The organism is Amycolatopsis nalaikhensis, from assembly GCF_030264295.1.
GTDB classification, from domain to species: domain Bacteria; phylum Actinomycetota; class Actinomycetes; order Mycobacteriales; family Pseudonocardiaceae; genus Amycolatopsis; species Amycolatopsis nalaikhensis.
Genome location: NZ_CP127173.1, coordinates 988,180 through 1,003,973 on the forward strand (window position 1 = coordinate 988,180; position 15,794 = coordinate 1,003,973).

The 15,794-nt window shown below is 69.2% G+C and carries 20 protein-coding genes; 11 read left to right on the plus strand and 9 right to left on the minus strand.

The features are described 5' to 3' along the window. Positions 1–8: 8 nt before the first annotated feature. Entirely contained in the window at positions 9–461 is a 453-nt protein-coding gene (locus QP939_RS04835) for a winged helix-turn-helix transcriptional regulator (RefSeq protein ID WP_285455324.1), read from the minus strand. Positions 462–613: 152 nt separating this feature from the next. On the opposite strand from QP939_RS04835, the gene QP939_RS04840 reads away from it, so the two are divergent. Further along, positions 614–1,060, plus strand: coding sequence for an XRE family transcriptional regulator (locus QP939_RS04840; RefSeq protein ID WP_285455325.1), 447 nt, complete (start codon positions 614–616; stop codon positions 1,058–1,060). Then, the gene (locus QP939_RS04845; protein ID WP_285455326.1) at positions 1,057–1,233 is read left to right on the plus strand and encodes a hypothetical protein; all 177 of its coding nucleotides are present in this window, start codon (positions 1,057–1,059) and stop codon (positions 1,231–1,233) included. Before QP939_RS04840 ends, QP939_RS04845 begins: the two co-directional genes overlap by 4 nt. Positions 1,234–1,256: 23 nt before the next feature. Here the strand turns inward: QP939_RS04845 and QP939_RS04850 are convergent, their stop codons facing one another. Together QP939_RS04850 and QP939_RS04855 are read right to left on the minus strand one after the other, a co-directional pair. Next, positions 1,257–2,138: an IS3 family transposase gene (locus QP939_RS04850; RefSeq protein WP_285455104.1), complete on the minus strand. Its 882-nt coding sequence runs from the start codon at positions 2,136–2,138 to the stop codon at positions 1,257–1,259. Continuing rightward, positions 2,135–2,440 (minus strand): transposase, encoded by a 306-nt coding sequence (locus QP939_RS04855; protein WP_434219576.1) that lies wholly within the window; start codon positions 2,438–2,440, stop codon positions 2,135–2,137. Before QP939_RS04855 ends, QP939_RS04850 begins: the two co-directional genes overlap by 4 nt. A gap of 310 nt (positions 2,441–2,750) precedes the next feature. Here QP939_RS04855 and QP939_RS04860 point away from each other — a divergent pair, with 310 nt between their 5' ends. The 4 genes from QP939_RS04860 (at position 2,751) to QP939_RS04875 (ending at position 4,826) form a co-directional block, all read left to right on the plus strand. Continuing rightward, the gene (locus QP939_RS04860; RefSeq protein ID WP_285455327.1) at positions 2,751–3,134 is read left to right on the plus strand and encodes a VOC family protein; all 384 of its coding nucleotides are present in this window, start codon (positions 2,751–2,753) and stop codon (positions 3,132–3,134) included. A 73-nt stretch (positions 3,135–3,207) separates the two neighbouring features. Continuing rightward, a complete protein-coding gene (locus QP939_RS04865) occupies positions 3,208–3,564 on the plus strand; it encodes a hypothetical protein (protein ID WP_285455328.1) in 357 nt (118 codons plus the stop codon). Beyond that, the gene (locus QP939_RS04870) at positions 3,564–4,061 is read left to right on the plus strand and encodes a hypothetical protein (protein WP_285455330.1); all 498 of its coding nucleotides are present in this window, start codon (positions 3,564–3,566) and stop codon (positions 4,059–4,061) included. The genes QP939_RS04865 and QP939_RS04870 overlap by 1 nt, the downstream gene beginning before the upstream one ends. A gap of 303 nt (positions 4,062–4,364) precedes the next feature. Further along, a complete protein-coding gene (locus tag QP939_RS04875; protein ID WP_285455331.1) occupies positions 4,365–4,826 on the plus strand; it encodes a VOC family protein in 462 nt (153 codons plus the stop codon). A gap of 20 nt (positions 4,827–4,846) precedes the next feature. Here QP939_RS04875 and QP939_RS04880 read toward each other — a convergent pair whose 3' ends face one another. Next, on the minus strand, positions 4,847–5,449 hold the full coding sequence (locus QP939_RS04880; RefSeq protein WP_285455332.1) for a response regulator transcription factor: 603 nt from the start codon (positions 5,447–5,449) through the stop codon (positions 4,847–4,849). Beyond that, positions 5,446–6,618, minus strand: coding sequence for a sensor histidine kinase (locus QP939_RS04885; RefSeq protein ID WP_285455333.1), 1,173 nt, complete (start codon positions 6,616–6,618; stop codon positions 5,446–5,448). Before QP939_RS04885 ends, QP939_RS04880 begins: the two co-directional genes overlap by 4 nt. Before the next feature lie 108 nt (positions 6,619–6,726). Here QP939_RS04885 and QP939_RS04890 point away from each other — a divergent pair, with 108 nt between their 5' ends. The 4 genes from QP939_RS04890 (at position 6,727) to QP939_RS04905 (ending at position 10,884) form a co-directional block, all read left to right on the plus strand. Then, positions 6,727–7,611, plus strand: coding sequence for an ABC transporter ATP-binding protein (locus QP939_RS04890; RefSeq protein WP_285455334.1), 885 nt, complete (start codon positions 6,727–6,729; stop codon positions 7,609–7,611). Positions 7,612–7,622: 11 nt separating this feature from the next. Continuing rightward, entirely contained in the window at positions 7,623–8,342 is a 720-nt protein-coding gene (locus QP939_RS04895; protein WP_285455335.1) for an ABC transporter permease, read from the plus strand. Between the two features lie 26 nt (positions 8,343–8,368). Beyond that, entirely contained in the window at positions 8,369–9,802 is a 1,434-nt protein-coding gene (locus QP939_RS04900) for an alpha/beta hydrolase (RefSeq protein WP_285455336.1), read from the plus strand. A gap of 182 nt (positions 9,803–9,984) precedes the next feature. Next, positions 9,985–10,884, plus strand: coding sequence for an endo-beta-N-acetylglucosaminidase H (locus tag QP939_RS04905; RefSeq protein ID WP_285455337.1), 900 nt, complete (start codon positions 9,985–9,987; stop codon positions 10,882–10,884). A gap of 19 nt (positions 10,885–10,903) precedes the next feature. Here QP939_RS04905 and QP939_RS04910 read toward each other — a convergent pair whose 3' ends face one another. Next, positions 10,904–11,626, minus strand: coding sequence for a hypothetical protein (locus QP939_RS04910; protein WP_285455338.1), 723 nt, complete (start codon positions 11,624–11,626; stop codon positions 10,904–10,906). A gap of 122 nt (positions 11,627–11,748) precedes the next feature. On the opposite strand from QP939_RS04910, the gene QP939_RS04915 reads away from it, so the two are divergent. Beyond that, complete coding sequence (locus QP939_RS04915) at positions 11,749–12,411, plus strand: TetR/AcrR family transcriptional regulator (protein ID WP_285455339.1); 663 nt, start codon at positions 11,749–11,751, stop codon at positions 12,409–12,411. Between the two features lie 323 nt (positions 12,412–12,734). Here QP939_RS04915 and QP939_RS04920 read toward each other — a convergent pair whose 3' ends face one another. The 3 genes from QP939_RS04920 to QP939_RS04930 form a co-directional block, all read right to left on the minus strand. Continuing rightward, entirely contained in the window at positions 12,735–14,171 is a 1,437-nt protein-coding gene (locus QP939_RS04920; RefSeq protein WP_285455340.1) for an amidase, read from the minus strand. A gap of 66 nt (positions 14,172–14,237) precedes the next feature. Continuing rightward, complete coding sequence (locus QP939_RS04925) at positions 14,238–14,393, minus strand: hypothetical protein (protein ID WP_285455341.1); 156 nt, start codon at positions 14,391–14,393, stop codon at positions 14,238–14,240. Beyond that, a complete protein-coding gene (locus QP939_RS04930) occupies positions 14,393–15,763 on the minus strand; it encodes an ATP-dependent 6-phosphofructokinase (protein WP_285455342.1) in 1,371 nt (456 codons plus the stop codon). The genes QP939_RS04925 and QP939_RS04930 overlap by 1 nt, the downstream gene beginning before the upstream one ends. Between the last annotated feature and the right edge of the window lie 31 nt (positions 15,764–15,794).

A 15,794-nucleotide genomic window follows, 5' to 3' on the forward strand; every position in this document is an offset into this window, starting at 1 on the left:
TCGGCTAGTCACGCTGAGCGGCGGGCGCCTTCGGAGTCTTGACTCCGGCGATGCCGTGCCTGGGCGACGATATCCGGGTGCTGGCTCACCCAGTCGGCCAGCGGCTGCATGGCTTCGAGCGCCTCTCGCGTCGCTGGCGCCAGCGAGTAGGTGACCGACGGCGGGAACACGCCTGCCTCCTGGTCGCGGACGATCAAGCGGTCGGCCGTCATCGTCTTCAGTGTGCGCGTCAGCACGCTGGCGTGCAGGACCCGCGGGCGTCCGGACCAGTTGTTCGCCGCCGCGGCGTCGTTGAGCGAGCCGACCATGTCGAGTAGCTCGGTGTAGTGCTTTGGGCCGCTCTTCAGCGCCAGCAAGATCGCCGTCATCCAGTCGCCGCCAAAGAGCTGCTTCGCGTCGTGCAGCTTGCGCAAGCGCTCGGCGTCCTCGGCGGTGATCGCCTGTGTGCTCGGTCGAGTCATCGTTCCCTCCCCGGTTCGATCACCCCAGGCTGTTGATCTTAAGTTTCCGCAGGTCGTGTCTCAACTATCGGACGGGTGTTCACCTGATCGGGTCTTAATTTCAGTTAAGACGCCTGGTGAGCGGTACCGTCAAGGGGAGCTGAGGAGGGGTGATGGCCGAACCCGGGCGTGACTTCGCGGACAAGCTCAACCACCTGTTCGCCGTCACGAAATCGCCGGACGGCGACGAGTACAGCAACGACTTCGCCGCCGACTCGATCACGGTCGTCGGCACGAAGATCTCCGGCACGTACATCTGGCAGCTGCGCAAGCGCAAGCGGGACAACCCGACGATCAAGCACGTCGAGGGGCTGGCCAGGTTCTTCGGGGTGCCGGTCAACTACTTCTTCGACGATGACGTGACCGACCGCGTCGACCAGCAGCTGCGCGACCTGGCCGCGGAGCAGGAACGCCTCAAGGCGAACGCCGGTGACCAGGAAGCACAGCGGATCGCGATGCGGGCCGGTGAGCTGACGCCGGATCGTCGTCAGCTGGTCATGGACCTGCTCGACGTCGTATACCGCGACCAGCAGGCAGCGCGGGAGCGAGGGGAGCGGTGAACGAGCGGCTGCTGCGCCGCCGGTGCCGGCGGCTGCTGAAGGAGCTGGACATCCGGCCTCCGCTGGACGTCGTCGAGCTGTGCCGGCGCGTCGGTGAGCGCCGTGGCAAGCCGATCAAGCTGCTGGCCCACTCCATCCCGGTGCCCGGTCCCTTTGGGGTTGCCCCGTTTTGACGGACAGGGTCGTTGAGCTGTGGTCAGGCTACGTGACGTGTGGTCGTTTCGTAGCTGGCGGGGCTGAGGTAGCCGAGGCTGGAGTGCAGGCGGCGGGTGTTGTACCAGCCTTCGATGTACTCGAAGATCGCCTTGTGCGCGGCGGTGCGGGTGGGCCAGGCCTGCCGGTCGAGTAATTCGGCCTTAATGGTCGCGAAGAACGACTCGGCGACCGCGTTGTCCCAGCATTGTCCCTTACGTCCCACCGATAACCGCACGCCTTGCTCGTCAGCGAGCGCGTTGAACTGGGCGGAGGTGTACTGGCAGCCGCGGTCGGAGTGGAAGATTACTCCGGGCTCGGGGCGGCGCCGAGCGACAGCGTTGCGTAGGGCGTCGGCGACCAGATCGGTGCGCAGGTGATCCGCGGTGGCCCAGCCGACGACGCGGCGGGAGTCCAGGTCGATGACGGTGGCCAGATACAGCCAGCCTTCCCAGGTGTGGATGTAGGTGATATCCCCGCACCAGCGGGTGTTGATGTTCGTTGCGGTGCAGGAGAAATCCCGCTTGAGCAGGTCGGTGGGCATGGTCGCTGCCGGGTCGGGAGTGGTTGTGGTCCGCCACCGTTTCGGGGTCCGTCCGGCCAGGCCCGCGGTGTGCAGGAGCCGGGCGATCCGCTTGCGGGAATGCCGCCGGCCGCGGGCGCGGAGTTCGGCGTGGACCCGGGGTGTTCCGTAGGTGCCGTTCGACTCGTTGTGGATCGCGACGATCTCGGCTGTCAGCTCCGCGTCGTCGCGTTCGTGTTGGGAGGGGGTGGCGGCGCGGTGGGTGTAGTAGGCGGCTCGGGAGACCTTGAGCAGTTCGCAGGCACGTTTGACGTTGCCGCTACCGCTGGCGTTCTCCGCCTCGATGAACGGGTACACGTTCACCGGGTCTCCTTCGCGAAGAAAGCCGTCGCTCGTTTGAGGATCTCCACGTCCTCGGACAGGCGGCGGTTCTCCCGCCGCAGCCGGGCCAGCTCTTCCCGCTCGTCGCTGGTCAACCCGCCGTCGGTGCGGGTCCCGGCGTCGCGTTCGGCCTGCTTGACCCACTCGCGCACGCCGGTCTCGGTCAAGTCGAAGTCCTTCGCGACCTGACCGATCGAGCGGTCGCCCCGCTGGCACAGCTCGACGATCTCGGCCTTGAACTCAGGCGTGAACGAACGACGAGGCCGAGGCTTCTTCCTGCCCATGGTCTCCATGATGGAACATCCTTCCCGAGGGCGTCAGCCCTGATCGTGGATGTCCGTCAAAACGGGTCAGGCCCAAACCACCACCGGCCAAGTTGCAGGTGCCCGATAAGAGGTCGCCAATGTCCTCACACGTCCGCTTCTGCCGAAGAGCGGACGACAGCTTGAGCCGATGGCTGTTGCCTGGCGTGGCGCGGGGAGTCAGAACTGGGCAAGCCGTCGAGATCAGGTGGCGGCCACCACGCAGGTGCTGACATCGGGGCTGTCCCGACGAGCTTTGCCAGGCTCCTGAATCGTGGATAGCGTCGAGACCATGCACCGAAGTCGACTGGTCGGGATCCTCATCGACGCACCCGCTTCCCAAGCCGGCGCGGCAGCCGACTTCTGGTCCGCGGCGCTGGGCGTCCCGGCCCATCCCGCGCCGGGACAAGAACAGTTCACCGTCCTGGCCGGTGCCGTGCCCGACCTGTTCACCGTCGTCCAGGCCGTCGACGACGGTGCCCCGCGCTACCACGTCGACATCGAGACCGACGATCCGGCCGCGGAGGTTGCCCGCCTCACAGCGTTGGGTGCCGAGCCGGTATCCGGTTGGCTGGATGCCCACACATTGCGTGCACCGGGCGGTCACCTGCTCTGCGTGGTGCCCGTGCACAGCAAACCCGAGACGTTCGCCGCCTCGGCGCACACCTGGCCCTGACGCCGCTGTCGCTGACAACCACGTAGTAGTAATGGGATGGCAGCGCGCTTCGCTTCCGGTCAGAATGCCGGACGTGCGACTTACCTGGACGATCAAGCACCACGGTTGGGCCCTCTGCTCCGTCAAGGACGAGCACACCAGCGCCGAGGCGTTCGCTTCCTACGCCACCGACGGTCCCGAGCAACTCACGATCGCGATCCGCCTCGTCGAAGCAGCCGGCTGGAGGACACCTGAACACGAGGGAAGCCTGCTCTGGCAAAGCGAGCAGCCAACGACCGCGCTCGCCAGAACCGTACTCAGGGCATTCGACACCGTCGCCAACGACCTGGGCGAGGCCGGCTACCGAACTCTCTGGGGCTGTCCGTTCCCCCGGCACGAACTGGAAGTTCTCCGGACGGCCTGGCGTGCCGCGTCCCCTACCCTGCGCTGATGCTCACTCCGGACGACGGCACCAAGACCACCGCACTGCTTCGAGCCCGGCTCGGCTTGACACTGGACTCAATAACCGAGGAGTCGCACTGGTACCAAGGCCGACGGAGCGCACTGTTGAGGTTCTGGCTGCATTTCCAGCGCGTCCCCGCCCTGAGACTGCATGGCACGGGCGACCGGCTTCACCTCGAAGAATCGGCGCCCGGCAGCTCCTACGACATGGGCAAGTACGGGGAAAGCGCAATCTGCGCCACTCAAGCACCAAGCCTTCTCACGAGGTTCGTCGGCTCTCGCCTCAACGATGCGGTCCTGATCCGGGAATCTTCCACAGAGCCATCCGTCAGCGGAGTTCTCCTCGAATTCGACGTCGACGACCTCACTGTCATATCCTCGGCGGACGAATGGTTGATCACCTCCGGCGAAGCACCCTCCGACGCCGCACCGCACCACCACATCGAGACAGTGACCATCACCGGCCAACCATGGCCCCGCCGGTGAACCCGCCCTCGGACCCGAATCGTCGACAACCAGTATCGCTCGGCGAAAAGGCTGCTGACGCCGCCGCCAAAGCCTGCACCGCCGACGCACTCTCATGCCGCATAGCGTGCGCCTCGCGAGCCAACCTCAACTTGACCTCGACTCAGGACAGGCTCGTAGGCGCAACCGAAACAGCGCGAACTCAGCGCTCACCAGCGATGGCGTCGACCGCAACGCCAGCGAATGGAATCGAGGACCGGCGCTGTCCGCGTTCGGTGCCAAGGTGGGCAACGTCAGCCCGATGACGACCAACGGAGAGCCCCGATGAGCCGACACGTCCAGGTCACCTTCGACGCCCACGACCCGCGAGCGCTTTCGGCCTTCTGGCGCGAGGTGCTGGACTACGTCCACCCGGCACCGCCCGGCGTCGAGCTGCCCGAGGGCGCCGACCCGTTCGCCGCGTGGGATGAGTTCCTCGAGCGGGTTGGGGTGCCCGAAGACCAGCGCAACAGCAGCTCCGCCGTCGAAGACCCCGATGGGCAGGGACCACGCCTGTTCTTCCAGCAGGTGCCGGAAGACAAGACCGCGAAGAACCGGGTCCACCTCGACGTCCGGGCCGCACCGGGTCTGCAGGGTGCCGAGCGGATGGCGGCACTCGAAGCGGAGTGCCGACGGCTGATCGCCCTCGGCGCGACCCGGGTGCGCCGCTTCGAGCCCGAACCGCCGCTCAGCGCCGGGTTCATCGTCATGACCGACCCCGAAGGCAACGAGTTCTGCCTGGACTGATGGCAAAGCTGGTCGACCGGCTACAGCCAGTCGTGCTCACGGGCGTATCGGGCCGCCTCGTGGCGGGTGCGGGTCTGGGTCTTCTGCATCGCGTTGGACAGGTAGTTGCGGACCGTGCCCTCCGCGAGGTGCAGCTGCCCGGCGATGTCGGCCACCGAAAATCCCTCGCGGGTCGCGCGCAGGACGTCCAGCTCGCGGTCGGTCAGCGGGCAGTCGTCGACGACGGCCAGCGCCGAGACGTCCGGGTCGATCCAGCGCTTGCCCGCGTGCAGGGTCTTGATCACCGAGGTGATGTGGGCCGGTTCCGCCGCCTTGCTGACGAACCCCTGGACGCCGAGCTTCAGCGCCTTGCGCAGCACGCCGGGGCGGGCGTGGCGGGTCAGCATCAGGATCACCTGCTCCGGCCGGGCCCGGCGGATCCGCTCGACCGCGCCGAGCCCGTCCACGCGGGGCATCTCGAGGTCGATGACCAGCACGTCCGGCCGGTGTTCGAGGGTGGCCGCGATCGCCGTCTCGCCGTCGTCGGCCTCGGCCACCACCGTGATCTCGCCTTCCAGCGGCAGCAGCGCGGCCAGTGCCTTGCGGAGCAGGGCTTCGTCGTCGGCGAGCACCACCGTCGTCATCCTCGGGCCTCCTTCGGCGCTTTGGGGGGTCCGGGTGGCGAAGCCCCCGGCCCGGGGAAGGCCGCCGCGGTGCGGAAGCGGCCGCCGGAACGCGAGACTTCCAGCTCGGCGCCGTGCTCCGCCAAGCGCTGCCGGAGCACCGCGAGCCCGCCCAGCTCGGGCGGGCCGGTGTCCGGGGCGCCGTCGTTGACGATCGTGATCCCGCGCCGGGTGAGCGTGATCCCCACCTGGCGGGCTTCGGCGTGCCGCAGGATGTTGGTCGTCGTCTCGCGCAGGACCTGGCCGAGCAGCTCGCCCGCGGCGGCGTCCACTTCGGACTCGCGCGTGACGCGGACGTGGATCCCCGCGGCCTCGAAGAGGTTCTTCGCGTTCTCCAGCTCGGCGGACAGGTTCAGCCGCCGCTGGGCGTAGGCGAGTTCCTTGGTCCGGACGATGGTGTCGCCGACCAGGTCGTGCACTTCACGCAGTTCCTCGCGCGCCCGGCCCGGATCGCGGTCCAGCAGCTTCTCGGCCAGCGCCACCTTCAGCTTCACCACGTGCAGGGTGTGTCCCTGGATGTCGTGCAGGTCGGACGCGAAACGCACCCGCTCCCGCGTGACGGCGAGGTCCGCTTCGCGCTCGCGAGCCTGCTCGAGCTCCGCGATCAGGTCGAAGAAGCGCTGGCTGACGAACATGAACGCGGTCGAGACCAGCATGGCGACCGCGGGCACGGCGGCGAACTGGAACAGCCGCCAGCCGATCCGGTCGTCGTGCACGAGGACGTTCGCCGCGCCCAGCACCGCGATCAGCACCGTCAGCCCGGCCAGCGCGGCGAGCCGGTGGCGGGGCAGCGGCGGGATGAGGTACGACCCCACGACGGACAGGCTGAAGAACGCGGCGGTGTCGTCGGTCAGTGACCCGGCCAGCGACACCACCGCGGTGACGGCCAGGCTCGGCCGCGCCACGCGGAGGTAGTCGCCCGCGGTCCAGCGTTCGGCGGTCGCCAGCGCAGCGACCAGCCCGACGACTTGGAGCACGACGTGCCACCAGGACCGGGCGGTCAGCAGCAGCAGGAACACGCCCACGAGCGCCAGCGGCGGGACCGTCGTGATCAGGTTCAGCCGGCGCAGCCGTTCCTGGACCTTCCCGCCGGTCCAGGACGTCCTGCGCGCGATCGTCGGCACCTCCACCAGCCGAGCGTATCCGGCTGAGCGGGCACCACCAGTGACACCACGTCATGGATCCGGGTGACGCCGCCGCACTGCCGGGCCGCGCCGATCCACGCTGGAATTCGAGGCATGTCCACGACACCGGTCATCGACGTCGATCACCTCACCCTCACCTACGGCGGCTTCCCCGCCGTGAAAGACCTTTCGTTCCAGGTGGATCGCGGGGAGCTGTACGCCCTGCTCGGCACGAACGGCGCCGGCAAGACCTCGACCCTGGAGACGGTCGAAGGGCACCGCGCGCCCACCTCGGGCGCCGTGCGGGTGTTCGGGAAGGACCCCCGCGACCGCGCCGCCGTCCGCCCGCGGCTGGGGATCATGCTGCAGGAGAGCGGGTTTTCCGCCGACCTGACCGTGCGCGAGACCGTCGGCCTGGTCGGGCGGCTCACCGGGCGGCACGACGACGTCGGGCGCCTGCTCGGCGTGGCCGGCCTCACCCGCAAGGCGGGCACCAAGGTCGGGCAGCTCTCGGGCGGGGAGAAGCGGCGGCTCGACTTCGCCACCGCCGTCTACGGCACGCCCGAACTGGTCTTCCTCGACGAGCCCACCACCGGCCTCGACATCCAGTCGCGGGACGCGCTCTGGGACGCCGTCGACCGGCTGCGCGACGACGGCTCCACCGTCGTGCTCACCACGCACTACCTCGAGGAAGCCCAGCAGCGCGCCGACCGCATCGGGCTCATGCACCAGGGCACCCTCCACCGCGAAGGCACCGTCGCCGAGCTGACCCGGACGCTGCCCTCGACCATCCACTTCGGACTTCCGGCGCACGCGCCGTCGCCGCCCCTGCTCGCCACGCGGGGTGTGGACGGCAAGTTCCTCGTCGAGACCTTCGGCCTGCAGAAGGACCTGCACACGTTGCTCGCCTGGGCGCAGGACCAGGCCGTGGAGCTGGCCGACCTGCAGGCCGGGCCGACGCGGCTCGACGACGTCTTCCGCGCCATCGAAAACTCCTGAGAGAAGGAACCATGTTGACGATCGCTCGCGGCGAGCTGATCCAGCTCTTCCGGAACCGGCTCGTGCTGGTCACCGCCCTGGTGCTGCCGGCAGCGCTCAGCGCGTTCTTCATCGCCCGGCACGACGTCTTCGCCGAGGTGGGGAGCCTCGGCTACATCGCCACGCTGACGTTGTTCTTCGTGCTGGGCATCGGCCTCTACACCACGACGGTGACGACGCTGGCCGCCCGCCGGCAGAACCTGTTCCTCAAGCGGCTGCGCTCGACCGCGGCCGGGGACGCCGGGATCCTCGGCGGGCTGCTGCTGCCGGTCACCGCGATCGCGGTGGTCCAGATCGCCGTGCTGCTCGCGGTGCTGGCCGTGGTCACCGGGAAGCCGGCGAACCCGCTGCTGCTGGCCGCCGCCGTCGTGGCCACCGTGGTGATGATGCTCGCGCTGGGCCTGGCCACGGCCGGGCTGACGAACTCGCCGGAACACGCGCAGGTGACCACGCTGCCGATCAGCGTCGGCGTGATCGCGGTGGCCGGCTGGGTCGGCCTCACGGGCACCGCTGAGCTGACGCTGCTCAAGCGCCTGCTGCCCGGCGGTTCGGCGGCCGAGCTGGTGCTCGACGCGTGGAACGGCGGGAAACCGGCCGCCGACTCCCTGCTCCTCTTCGCCCCGACCCTCGCCTGGGTCTTCGTCGCGGTCGTGCTGGCGACGCGGCTCTTCCGCTGGGAACCGCGCCGCTGAGCGCGGTGCGAACGAAAGGAAATCCGATGCGTAAAACCCTGCTGGTGGCCGCGATCGCCGTGCTCGGCGCGACGACCGCCGTCCCCGCGGCCTCCGCCGCACCGAACACCCTGGACTGGGGACCGTGCCCCGCCGGGGCGTTCCCGACGCCGGATCTGCAGTGCACGACACTGAAAGTCCCGCTGGACTACCGGGAGCCGGGCGGGCGGACGATCGACGTCGCCGTGTCGCGCCTGCCGAGCAAGAACCCGCAGAAGCGGCGGGGTGTGCTGCTGACCAACCCGGGCGGCCCCGGCGGCGGTGGCCTGGACTACCCGCAGCTGCTGAAGTACGTGAAGCTGCCCCAGGAAGTGCTCGACTCCTACGACATCATCGGGTTCGACCCGCGCGGGGTCGCGCACAGCACGCCGGTGACGTGCGACCTGACGCCGGAGCAGATCGCGGTCGGCAATCTGCCGTACGCGAACGGCCCGGCCGACGTCGTGAAGCAAGCCGCGATCGCGAAGCGGGAAGCCGAGCAGTGCGCCGGGTCCAAGACCGGATCGATGCTGCCGTACGTCACCACGGCGAACACCGCGCGGGACATGGACCGCATCCGGACGGTGCTCGGCGAGCCGACGGTGTCGTTCCTGGGCGCGTCCTACGGGACTTACCTGGGCGCGGTGTACACGACGTTGTTCCCCGAGCGCAGCGACCGGGTCGTCCTGGACAGCAGCCTCGGGCCGGGCGGCTACGACATCGACGCGATGCGCGGCTTCGGGCGGGGCATGGAGGACCGGTTCCCCGACTTCGCGGCGTTCGCGGCGAAGCACCCGGAGTACGGGCTCGGCACCACGCCTGCGCAGGTGACGGCCAAGTTCCACGAGCTGGCCGCGCGGCTGGACCGCGCGCCCGTCGAAGGCATCACGGGCTCGATCTTCCGCGGCTTGACGTTCGAAGGCCTGTACTCGACGGACCTGACGAAGCTCGCCGAGGACTGGCAGGGGCTCGAGCAGGGCCGGGCCCCGAAGCCGCCGGCGGAACCGGTGACCGGGGTGGAAAACCTGCTGGCGTCCCGGTTCGCGGTGATCTGCGGCGACTCGGCGTGGCCGCGCTCGATCGCGCGCTACCAGCTGGACGTCGCGGTCGACCGGGTCCGCTACCCGCTGCTCGGCGCGGCGACTGCGAACATCTCGGCGTGCGCGTACTGGGCGCCGCCCGCCGAGCCGCGGGTGCGGATCACCGGCCACGGCCCGGCGAACGTGCTGATGGTGCAGAACCAGCGTGACCCGGGCACGCCTCTGTCCGGGGCCCGCAAGCTGCGCGCGGCGTTCGGCGAGCGTGCCCGGATGATCACGATCGACCAGGGCGGCCACGGGGCTTACCTGTTCACGCCCAGCAAGTGCGGGAACGCGCTCGTGACCGAGTACCTCGTGAGCGGGAAGCGGCCGGACGACACCTTCTGCCCCGCGGGAAGCTGACCGTGGGCGCGGTGCCACCCCGTCCCTGGGGTGGCACCGTGTTGCCGGGGCACGCAAGTCCGACGAACCGCGTAGGCCGATCGAGGTACCGAGCGCGTTGCTCGATCACTTCTCTTGACAAGGTGCCGGAAAAGCACCTACATGGACAATGGTTCAAACCACTCGTCAGGAGTTGAGCTACCGTGGTCAAGCTTGGCCGGATCACCGCGTTGCTGGCAGGCGCCGCCCTCTTGGCGGGCATGACGACAGGCCCCAGTGCGGCGAGTACCGCCGCGCCGCGCAAGACCGGGCCGATCACCGTGGCCTACGTCGAGGTGAACAACAACAGCATGCTGAACGTGGGCAAGTACGAGCTCGCCCAAGGCGGTGGCAACGTGTTCGACATCGGCGTCATCTTCGCCGCCAACATCAACTACGACACCGCGACGAAGTCGGCATACCTGTACTTCAACCCGAACGTGCGGAACGTCCTCGACCACGTGAGCACCCAAGTCCGCCCGCTGCAGGCCAAAGGCATCAAGGTCCTGTTGTCGATCCTGGGCAACCACCAGGGCGCCGGGTTCGCCAACTTCCCCTCCCAGCAAGCGGCCGCGGCCTTCGCCAAGCAGCTGTCCGACGCCGTGACCAAGTACGGGCTCGACGGCGTCGACTTCGACGACGAATACGCCGAGTACGGCACCAACGGCACCGGCCAGCCCAACGCCGGCTCCTTCGTCCACCTCGTCACGGCCCTGCGCGCGGCGATGCCCACCAAGCTGATCTCGCTGTACAACATCGGCCCGGCGGCATCGAGGTTGTCCTACGGCGGCGTCGACATCACCTCGAAGTTCAATTACGCCTGGAACCCCTACTACGGCACCTGGGGCGTACCGAACATCGCCCTCCCCAAATCCGGACTCTCCCCCGCGGCAGTCCAGATCGCGGCGACATCCGCCGGCACCGCCGCCGGCCTTGCCCAGCGAACCGTCAGCGAAGGCTATGGCGTGTACCTGACCTACAACCTCGGCGCCGGCGACTCACACACCTACATCTCCAGCTTCACCAAGCCCCTGTACGGCCAGGACGCCGTGTACCGGCCCTAGCCACCTCGGTTGGCGGAGATCATCGCGCGGCGGCGTGTTCGACAGCGGGAAGCGCCGAGTTGTCGCTGCCCGTGGCCGGCCGGGCCCGCCACAGCGAAATGCCCAAGCCGATCAACGCTACGCCGGTCGGAACGGCCAACGGCCGGTTGAACGACTCCGGGAGCACCGCGAGCGCGACCGTCGCGACGGTGCCCGCGGCCAGCAGCGCCGACGCCCACCGGGCGAGGACGCGCGCCCGGAACAACGCGATGCCGAACAGGCAGCCACCCGCGAGGTAACCGGCGGAGCTGACCGCGATGACGGTCTGCATGCCGCCGATGCCATGGGTCGCGGTGCCACCGAAGGCGACGGCGAGGACGTCGGCGACGTAGCCGGGCGCCGTGGGTGCCAGCGCGGGCAGAACGGCGGCGGCGACCACCTCGATGCCGAACATCAGCAGGTAGCCGGCGGCGAACAAGACGTAGCCGAGGAAGCCGAGGATTCCCGTCTGCCGGACTTGACGCAGGTACATGCCGGTGATGCCGGCGAGTGCCAGCGCGGCCATGAGCGCCTTCGCCGTGCTGCGCACGGCCCAGTCGGTGGTGGTGACCAGCGAGACGTCCATGGCCGGGTGGCCGACCTGGACCGCGATGAACAGTGCCCCCGCGATCGCGGCAGCCATTCCGGCGGCCCGCGAAAGGTCCCGTTCGCCGGGGGCCATGGAGAACTGCTTCGTCTTGCCGGGTCTTGGCGTGGCACTCATGCCTTGCTCCTCCGAGAGGGGTCCGCGCGAGGTGTACGACGTACACCTCTGCCGGGCTCAAGCTAGGCGTACGATGTACACCTGTCAAGGCCGGGCCACCGGTCAGAAGGTGGAGGACCCCGATGCAGGACACCGCCGCGGCCGGTGGCCGGGAGCGGCTCAACCGCGCCAAAGTGCTGGGCGCCGCCGTCGAACTGGCCGATGAAGGCGGCTTCGAGGCCCTGACGATGCGCAGGCTCGCGACCCGGTTGAGCGTCGTGCCCATGGCGCTCTACAAGCACGTGGCGGACAAGCGCGAGCTCCTCGACGGCATGGTCGACCTGGTCTTCGCCGAGGTCGAGGTCCCCGTCGACGTCGACTGGCGGACCGCCATGCACCGCCGGGCGGCATCGATGCGGCTGGCTTTGCTCCGTCATCCGTGGGCGGTCGGCCGGATGGAGACGGGCAACCCAGGACCGGCGAACCTGCACCACCACAACGCCGTGATGCGGTGCCTCCGCCGTGACGCGGGCTTTCCCTTCCGCATGGCCGTGCACGCGTACAACCTGATGGACGCCTACGTCTACGGGTTCGCCCTCCAGGAGAAGACCCTCGCCGGCGACATCCCGGCGGAAGCCGCGCGGCGGCAAAAAGCCGTCGTGGACCGGAAGCCGTCGGGACTCGAGGATTACCCCTACCTCGCCGAGGTGGTCACCGAACTGGCGAAGACCGGGTTCGCCTTCGCCGACGAGTTCGAGTTCGGGCTCGACCTCATCCTCGACGGCCTCAGCCGGATGCCTCAGTAACGCTCCCGCACAGCGGGCAGCGGGTCGAACCCACCGCTACGGCCGTCGGCCCGGTAGACCCAGATCCCGAGTGAGGGGGACAGGGATTCGAGTCCGAGTCCCCTCAGCTCCACATCGGACGAAACCCCTCCGGTTAGGCCTTGCGGCCGGCTCCGGAGGGGTTCCGTGTTCCGGGTCCGATGGCGTTCACCTTGTTCGGCGTCGCCGCGGTCGTCGCGGTGGGCTCGCAGCCGAACCATCTGGCTCGCCGGTCTGCCCTTCGTCGTGCTCAGTGCGGTGCCCACCGCTGTCGTGGCGGTGGATCTCCTCCCCCGCTAGGACCGCTACCTCGGTACCTCGAAGCCGCCGATCTGCTCCTCCAGCAGTTCCGCCAGCCTCAACGGTGTGCGGTCCTCGAACGCCGGGCCGATGAGCTGCACCCCGACCGGCAGCCCCTCCACAGACCTGCCCGTCGGTATCGCCGTGGCGGGCAGACCCGGCATTGTCGCCAGACCCGCCCAGACCAGCTGGTCGAAGTACGGGTACTCCACCCCGTCGATGTCGATGCGCCGCTCCATCGGGTTCGGGTGGTGGTCGTGCGGGAACGCCGGGGTCGGCGTGACCGGGCACACCACCGCGTCGTACTCGGCGAACAACCGCCGCCAGGCGTGGCGGTGGCTCTCGCGGCCCTTGTCGGCCTCGAGCCACTCCGCGTGGCTGAACGTCATCGCCTGCACCCGGACCGCGTCGAGACTCCCGTCCGGCACATTGGCTCGCAGCCGCTCGAGCGACTCGATCGGGAAACGTGCCACCGAGCCCGAAATCAGCAACTGCATGTACAGCCTCGCCGCTTCGGTCAGGTCGGGTAGCAGCGGACTTCGCCGCTCGACGCGGGCGCCGCCGTCGAGAAGCGTCTCGGCCACCCGGTTCACGGCCGTCCGGACCGCCGCGCTGGTCGCGATCAGCGGGTGCTCCTCGAGGACCAACACGCGGAAGTCGCGCAGGTGCTCGTGGCGGGCCGGTGGCAGGGCCAGCCGGTGCGCCACTCCGTGCGTCAGCGGGTCCGGTCCGGCCATCACGTCCAGCAGGAGCGTCAGGTCGCGGGCCGAGCGGGCCATCGGGCCGACCACCGCCAGGTCCAGGTCGATCGGGAACGCCGGTTCCGACGGCGCCACCATTCCGCGGCTCGCCGCCAGCCCCACCGTCGGCTTGTGCGCGTACACGCCGCAGAAATGCGCTGGGGTGCGCAGCGAGCCCGCGATGTCGGACCCGATCGACAGGGCGCCGAATCCGGACGCCAACGCCGCCGCCGAGCCGCCCGACGACCCGCCTGACGTGCGGTCCGGGTCCCACGGGTTCGTCGTGGTTCCGTAGATCTCGTTGAAACTCTGGATGTCCTGCAGTCCCAACGGGACGTTCGTCTTGCCGAGGATCACCGCGCCCGCCGCCTTCACGCGCGAGACCTGGACCGCGTCCTCGGCCGGGATGTGGTCGCGGTGCGGGGGCATGCCCCACGTCGTGGGCAGCCCCGCCATGTCGTACGACTCCTTGACCGTCACCGGGATTCCCAGCAACGGCCCGTCTTCGCCGCGTGCCCTCGCCCGGTCGGCTTCGTGGGCCGCCGACCGGGCGCGGTCGAAGTCCGGCACGCAGATCGCGTTCGTCACCTTGTCTTCGCGCTCGATGCGGGTGATCGCCTCTTCGGTCAGCTCGACCGACGTCACCGCGCCCGCTCGCAATGCGGCAGCGAGTTCTTCGGCCGTCCGAAAGCTCCATTCCATGGAAGCGACGCTAGCGAACCCGTGACGAAGGCACGAAATTCCTTTGCGCGCAACGGGATGGCTGCCTCAATCCAGGTACCGCACGACACACACCGCGCACGGGGCCGACCGGTCGTCGTGGTCGCACAGCGCGTTGCGGGCCGCCTCCGCACGCCGGAGGTCCGTCAGCCAGCCTCGCAGCCATTCCAGTGGCGTCAACCGCCGCAACGGATTCCACGACATCAGCAGAACCCCGCGCGGACTCTCTCGCGCTCCCGGGCCGGGCCGAACTCGGCCGGCTGGCACGTCGTCTCCAGGACCGACATCCACAGGTCGCCGTCCGGGTCGACCTGGTTGCGGCGGCTCGTCATCAACGACAACGGCACGTGCACGAACCTGCGCCGCCAGCGGGCCACCGCCGCTTCCGTGCGGCCCGCCATCGCCGCGTGCACCGCCGCGTGGGCCAGCCTCAGGCAATACACGCTGTCGTACGCGTTCGCCGCGATGCTCCGGACCGCGTAGCTCGGGTCGATGTACCGCATCGTCGGCGTCAAGCCGACCGCCGTCAGGTGCGCGGTGATGCTCTCCTTGACCAGCTCGCCGATGTTGCCCAGCTTGATGTTGCCCGACGCGTCCGTCGCGCGGGCCAGCCCGTAGTCCTCCAGCAGGTCCTGGCCCGCCCCCTCCGCGAGGACGATCACCACGTGCCCCTTGGCTCTCACCTGCCGCTCGACGTGGGCCAGCAAGCCGTCCGCGCCACCGAGCGCGAACGGGACCTCCGGGATCAGCACGATGTCCGCGGCGTTCGCGGCCAGTGCCGCGTAGCTGGCGATGAACCCCGAATGACGGCCCATCAGCTTCACGATCCCGACGCCGTTCGGGCTCGCCGCGGCTTCGACCGCCACCGCCGCGATGAAGTCCGTGGCCTTGGCGAACGCGCTCTGGAAGCCGAACGACTGGTCGGTGAAGGGCAGGTCGTTGTCGATCGTCTTCGGCACCCCGATGACCGCGATGTCGAGACCGCGGGCCCGGATCGCGTTGCTCAGGTACGTCGCCGCGCGCATGCCGCCGTCGCCGCCGATGACGAACATGATGTCGATGCCGCGCAGCACCAGCGTGTCGACCATTTCGTCGGCGTCCTGGCCGCCGCGTGAGCTGCCCAGGATCGTGCCGCCCGCGTGGTGGATGTCGCGCACGCCCTCCGGCGTCAGGTCGACCGTGTCGTCGCGGTGCTCGGCCGTCAGCCCCTGGAGACCGTTGCGGAAGCCCAGGATCCGCTTGACCTGGTAGTGCACGGCCAGCTCCTGGACCAGGCCCCGGATCACGTTGTTGAGGCCGGGGCACAGCCCGCCGCAGGTGACGACCCCGGCGGTCACGTTCGCCGGGTCGAAGTAGATCTTCCGGCGCGGGCCGGCCGCCTCGAAGCTCGGGGCCTGCACGGACGGGAGGCGGTGCCCGGCCAGCATCGAAACGGTGTCCTCGAGCAGGACCCGGTCGCCTTCCGCGACGTAGTGCGGCGAGGTCTGCTTCGTGGAAAGCATCTCGGAGAACGGCGAGTCGTAACGGCATTCGCCCAGCTGGCGAACGCGGAGGTCGTCCAGGTGCAGCGTCACCGAAGCTCCTTGGTCGGGCGGGCCTGCGAAG